Source organism: Photorhabdus cinerea, assembly GCF_011189575.1.
GTDB classification, from domain to species: domain Bacteria; phylum Pseudomonadota; class Gammaproteobacteria; order Enterobacterales; family Enterobacteriaceae; genus Photorhabdus; species Photorhabdus cinerea.
The window spans coordinates 1-231 of sequence record NZ_PUJW01000171.1 but is presented as its reverse complement, the minus strand read 5'-3'; the positions used below and the strand labels follow the sequence as shown (position 1 = coordinate 231).

At 42.9% G+C, this 231-nt stretch carries 1 protein-coding gene; it reads left to right on the top strand.

Translation table 11 applies throughout. The features are described from left to right. The coding region (locus C5469_RS23195; protein ID WP_242689583.1) for a LysR substrate-binding domain-containing protein at positions 1-231 on the top strand (231 nt) is incomplete at both ends.

The window sequence follows — 231 nt, the reverse complement described above, 5'->3', positions numbered from 1 at the left end:
CAGGATTTTTCGCAGTGATGATTTTGAAACATTGAGAATGGCCGCGGTTAATGGATTTGGGGTAGGGCTTTTGCCTAATTGGGTAGTATCGACAGATATTCATTCTGGAAAACTGATGCCTTTATTCAATGATCCCGATGGACGCAAAGAAGATATTTATTTACTGCGGGCACTTGCTCACCCGCCAGCAAAATTAACAGCATTTATGTCGTTATTGCAGGAGTGGCTTGC